Annotated in this window: 3 protein-coding genes; 2 read left to right on the top strand and 1 reads right to left on the bottom strand. The window is 70.1% G+C overall.

Going from position 1 to position 5,419, the window contains the following annotated elements:
- Positions 1–268: 268 nt before the first annotated feature.
- Positions 269–1,048 carry a transcriptional repressor LexA gene (lexA, locus tag ACZ56B_RS19780; RefSeq protein ID WP_468791746.1) on the bottom strand — a complete coding sequence of 260 codons (780 nt, stop codon included), beginning with the start codon at positions 1,046–1,048 and terminating at the stop codon, positions 269–271.
- 596 nt (positions 1,049–1,644) lie between these two features.
- On the opposite strand from lexA, the gene nrdR reads away from it, so the two are divergent.
- Both nrdR and ACZ56B_RS19770 read left to right on the top strand, forming a co-directional pair.
- Positions 1,645–2,202 carry a transcriptional regulator NrdR gene (gene nrdR, locus ACZ56B_RS19775; protein ID WP_468791743.1) on the top strand — a complete coding sequence of 186 codons (558 nt, stop codon included), beginning with the start codon at positions 1,645–1,647 and terminating at the stop codon, positions 2,200–2,202.
- A gap of 164 nt (positions 2,203–2,366) precedes the next feature.
- Positions 2,367–5,264, top strand: a complete 2,898-nt coding sequence (locus tag ACZ56B_RS19770; RefSeq protein WP_468791740.1) for a vitamin B12-dependent ribonucleotide reductase — start codon at positions 2,367–2,369, stop codon at positions 5,262–5,264.
- Positions 5,265–5,419: the final 155 nt, after the last annotated feature.

Below are 5,419 nucleotides of genomic sequence, written 5' to 3'. Positions count from 1 at the left end.
TCCGGTGTGGGTGCGTGTGCCACCACACCCCCCCCCCCCCCCCCCCCCCCCCCCCCCCCCCCCCCTCCCTCCCCCCCCCCCCACCCCCCCGCTCCCCCCCCCCCCCCCCCCCCCCCCCCCCCCCCCCCGGGGCGGCCGGAGCCTGTCACCGTCCGCCGGCGGTGCTTGTCACCGGGGCCGGACAGCGCAGGACCCCGGAACCGGCGCAGGGGTCCCGGGGTCCGGTCGAGGGGCGGGGCGGCGGTCGATGCCGGTCCCGCGCCGTGTGTCAGACGCGCCGCAGAACGGCCACCACCTTGCCCAGGATGGTCGCGTCGTCGCCGGGGATCGGCTCGTAGGCCGCGTTGTGCGGGAGGAGCCAGACGTGGCCGTCCTCGCGCTTGAAGCGCTTGACGGTCGCCTCGCCGTCGAGCATCGCCGCCACGATGTCACCGTTCTCGGCGACGGGCTGGCGGCGCACCGTGACCCAGTCGCCGTCGCAGATCGCGGCTTCGATCATGGAGTCGCCCACGACCTTCAGCACGAACAGTTCACCGTCCCCGACGAGCTGCCGGGGGAGGGGGAAGACGTCCTCGACGGACTCCTCCGCGAGGATCGGCCCACCGGCGGCGATGCGGCCGACGAGCGGGACGTAGGATGCGGCCGGCTTGCCGGCGGTGTCCGCGGGCTGCACGGGGGCGGCCTGGTCGGAGCCGCGCACCTCGTACGCGCGCGGGCGGTGCGGGTCGCGGCGCAGGAAGCCCTTGCGCTCCAGTGCCATCAGCTGGTGCGCCACGGACGACGTGCTGGAGAGGCCGACCGCCTGTCCGATCTCACGCATCGACGGCGGATAGCCGCGTCGCTGTACCGAGTCCCTGATGACCTCGATCACCCTGCGCTGGCGGTCGGTGAGTCCGGAGCTGTCCGCCCGGATGCCGGGAGGTCGGCCCGGCAGGGAGCGCTTGGGTCCCTCGGGGTGCACGGCTTCGTTCCTCGTGTGCACCGGTTCGAGCCGGCCCTGGGAGCGGTCCTGGGCAGTGATGGCGGCACTGTCTGCGGTGGTGGTCACGTCGGCCCCTCTCGATGGTCTCCCTGCAGCACAACGGTAGATGCTTTCGAAAGGTTGCGCCAAACACACGTTCGAGTGAAAATCCGCGAATTGCTGTGTGTGATCTCCTGTCCGGGTGTATCGGCCGCCATGCCTCCCGCCGGACGAACGGGTCCCTTGTTGTACCCTTCACCGCCGAGGCGAGGGCCTCGCGCCGGCGGGCCCCAGTCTGCCACCGGGCGTCCCGTGGCCGGGGGAACGGCTCCGGCTTTCCCCGGGAGCCGCACCGCCCCTCCCCTCCCCGTGCACGGCATCTCCCCATGAGCGGCGCCGGCGTGCGGCGCGTCCGGCGGCCCCGGAGGGGATTCGAACGGGCGTGTCCGGGTACTGCGGAGGCGGCCGGGCACCCCGTGTGCGGCCCGGTGCGTGCGACACGCGTGCGGGACGTGCGTGTATGAGCCAATCCCCACATCTAGTGGTTGGATTGCCACAGCGGCCCAGAAGTTGTGGTCCCCCGGTCTGAAGGGCTTCGGAGATCGCCTATGCTGGTGCTGCTTCGTGAGGCCCCTGAGGCCCGACGGGGCTATTGAGTCTGCTGTGAGGAGGGTTGGGAGTTCATGCACTGCCCCTTCTGCAGGCACCCCGACAGCCGTGTCGTCGACAGCCGTACGACCGACGACGGCACGTCGATCCGCAGACGCCGCCAGTGCCCCGACTGCTCCCGTCGGTTCACGACCGTGGAGACGTGCTCGCTCATGGTGGTCAAGCGGTCCGGAGTCACCGAGCCCTTCAGCCGCACCAAGGTCATCAACGGTGTGCGCAAGGCCTGCCAGGGACGGCCCGTCACCGAGGACGCGCTCGCCCAGCTCGGCCAGCGCGTCGAGGAGGCGGTGCGGGCCACCGGAAGTGCCGAGCTGACCACCCATGACGTGGGGCTGGCCATACTCGGCCCGTTGCAGGAGCTCGACCTCGTCGCTTACCTGCGGTTCGCCTCCGTCTACCGGGCGTTCGACTCGCTCGAGGACTTCGAGGCCGCGATCGCGGAGCTCCGGCGGGCGGAGCGATCCGCCGCGGACGACGGGGACCGCGGAGGAGCCGTCGCACAGGGCCAGGAAGACGACAGCGGGTCCACAGGGGCCGTTCAGGCCCCCGAGCCCGCCCGCGCCGCCGACTGACCGGCGGGCCGGCCCCGGACGCCAGGTACGGGGAGCGGCCGGGCGGCGGCGATGAGAAGACCTGCTGCGGGCAGGCGAGTGGGCACCCGCAGCATCAGACAGAACACCGTGCCACGGAAACAACGGGGCACTTCAGGGCGTTTCAGCCTGTACAGGGAGGCGGCATGACAGAGACGGCGAGCGGTCCGGCACGGAGTTCCCGAGCCAAGGGCAACAAGGCCGGCAAGGGACTGCGTGTGGAGCGCATCCACACCACCCCCGGAGTCCACCCCTACGACGAGGTGGCCTGGGAACGCCGTGACGTCGTCATGACCAACTGGCGCGACGGCTCGGTCAACTTCGAGCAGCGTGGTGTCGAGTTCCCCGACTTCTGGTCGGTGAACGCGGTCAACATCGTCACCAGCAAGTACTTCCGCGGTGCCGTGGGCACCCCGCAGCGCGAGACCAGCCTCAAGCAGCTGATCGACCGCATCGTGAAGACGTACCGGAAGGCCGGTGAGGACCACAAGTACTTCGCCTCGCCCGCCGACGCCGAGATCTTCGAGCACGAGCTGGCGTACGCCCTCCTGCACCAGATCTTCAGCTTCAACAGCCCCGTCTGGTTCAACGTGGGCACGTCCCAGCCGCAGCAGGTCTCCGCCTGCTTCATCCTGTCCGTCGACGACTCCATGGAGTCGATCCTCGACTGGTACAAGGAAGAGGGCATGATCTTCAAGGGCGGTTCCGGCGCCGGCCTGAACCTCTCCCGGATCCGCTCCTCCAAGGAACTGCTCTCCTCCGGCGGCAACGCCTCCGGTCCGGTCTCCTTCATGCGCGGAGCCGACGCCTCCGCCGGAACGATCAAGTCCGGCGGTGCCACCCGCCGCGCCGCCAAGATGGTCGTCCTCGACGTGGACCACCCGGACATCGAGGACTTCATCCAGACCAAGGTCAAGGAAGAGGAGAAGATCCGCGTCCTGCGCGACGCCGGCTTCGACATGGACCTGGGCGGCGACGACATCACGTCCGTCCAGTACCAGAACGCCAACAACTCGGTCCGCGTCAACGACGAGTTCATGAAGGCGGTCGAGCAGGGCGGCCAGTTCGGCCTGCGCGCCCGGATGACCGGCGAGGTCATCGAGGAGGTCGACGCCAAGGGACTCTTCCGCAAGATCGCCGAGGCCGCCTGGGCCTGCGCCGACCCCGGCATCCAGTACGACGACACCATCAACAACTGGCACACCTGCCCCGAGTCCGGCCGGATCACCGCGTCGAACCCGTGCAGCGAGTACATGCACCTGGACAACACGTCCTGCAACCTGGCCTCGCTGAACCTGATGAAGTTCCTCCAGGACGACGGCAAGGGCAACCAGGCCTTCGAGACCGAGCGCTTCCAGAAGGTCGTCGAGCTGGTCATCACCGCGATGGACATCTCGATCTGCTTCGCGGACTTCCCGACCCAGAAGATCGGTGAGAACACCCGCGCCTTCCGCCAGCTCGGCATCGGCTACGCCAACCTCGGCGCCCTGCTGATGGCGACCGGCCACGCCTACGACTCCGACGGCGGCCGCGCCCTCGCCGGCGCGATCACCTCCCTGATGACCGGCACGGCCTACCGGCGTTCCGCCGAGCTCGCCGCGATCGTCGGCCCGTACGACGGCTACGCCCGCAACGCCGACGCGCACCAGCGCGTCATGAAGCAGCACGCCGACGCCAACGGCACCGCCGTGCGCATGGACGACCTGGACACCCCGGTGTGGGCCGCCGCCACCGAGGCGTGGCAGGACGTGCTGCGCCTCGGCGAGAGGAACGGCTTCCGCAACTCCCAGGCGTCCGTGCTCGCCCCGACCGGGACGATCGGCCTGGCGATGTCCTGCGACACCACCGGTGTCGAGCCCGACCTCGCGCTGGTCAAGTTCAAGAAGCTGGTCGGCGGCGGCTCGATGCAGATCGTCAACGGCACCGTCCCGCAGGCCCTGCGCCGCCTGGGCTACCAGGAGGAGCAGATCGAGGCGATCGTCGCCCACATCGCCGAGCACGGCAACGTGATCGACGCCCCCGGCCTCAAGCACGAGCACTACGAGGTGTTCGACTGCGCCATGGGCGAGCGCGCCATCTCCCCGATGGGCCACGTCCGCATGATGGCCGCGATCCAGCCCTGGATCTCCGGCGCCATCTCCAAGACGGTCAACATGCCGGAGACGGCGACCGTCGAGGAGGTCGAGGAGATCTACTTCGAGGCCTGGAAGCTGGGCGTCAAGGCGCTCGCCATCTACCGCGACAACTGCAAGGTCGGCCAGCCGCTCTCCGCCAAGAAGAAGGACGAGAAGAAGGCCGAGATCACCGAGAAGGCCGAGGAGACGATCCGTACCGCGGTCGAGAAGGTGGTCGAGTACCGCCCGGTCCGCAAGCGCCTCCCGAAGGGACGTCCCGGCATCACCACCTCCTTCACGGTCGGCGGCGCCGAGGGGTACATGACCGCCAACTCCTACCCGGACGACGGGCTCGGCGAGGTCTTCCTGAAGATGTCCAAGCAGGGCTCGACGCTCGCGGGCATGATGGACGCCTTCTCCATCGCCGTCTCGGTCGGCCTCCAGTACGGCGTGCCGCTGGAGACCTACGTCTCGAAGTTCACCAACATGCGCTTCGAGCCGGCCGGCATGACGGACGACCCGGACGTGCGGATGGCGCAGTCGATCGTCGACTACATCTTCCGCCGCCTGGCGCTGGACTTCCTGCCCTTCGAGACGCGCTCCGCCCTGGGCATCCACTCCGCGGAGGAGCGCCAGCGCCACCTGGAGACCGGTTCGTACGAGCCGTCCCTCGACGAAGAGGTCGACGTCGAGGGCCTGGCCCAGTCGGCGCCGCGGGCCCAGGAACTGAAGGCGGTCGTCACGCCGAAGGCCGAGACCGAGGCGGCCAAGCCCGCCCCGAAGCAGGCCCACACCAGCGCCGAGCTGGTCGAGATGCAGCTGGGCATCCAGGCCGACGCCCCGCTGTGCTTCTCCTGCGGCACGAAGATGCAGCGGGCCGGTTCCTGCTACATCTGCGAGGGCTGCGGCTCGACCAGCGGCTGCAGCTGACGCGTCCGGGCACTGCCCGGGGATGAGCGGACGCGCGAGGGGGGGGGGGGGGGGGGGGGGGGGCGGGCCGGCCGGGTTTTCCTGGCCGGGCGTGAGGGGGGTGAGGGAGGCATGCCGGTGGGGGGGGGGGGGGAGAGGGGAGACCCCCGACCCCC

The sequence above is a fragment of the Streptomyces sp. NPDC034670 genome (assembly GCF_055574875.1).
The sequence above is the reverse complement of the archived record's forward strand: the minus strand, read 5'-3'. Positions and strand labels throughout refer to the sequence as shown.

What these genes read in the sequence shown, in the direction of transcription:
- nrdR (WP_468791743.1), top strand. Translation starts at nt 1,645, where the DNA reads ATGCACTGCCCCTTCTGCAGGCACCCCGACAGCCGTGTCGTCGACAGC.
- ACZ56B_RS19770 (WP_468791740.1), top strand. Translation starts at nt 2,367, where the DNA reads ATGACAGAGACGGCGAGCGGTCCGGCACGGAGTTCCCGAGCCAAGGGC.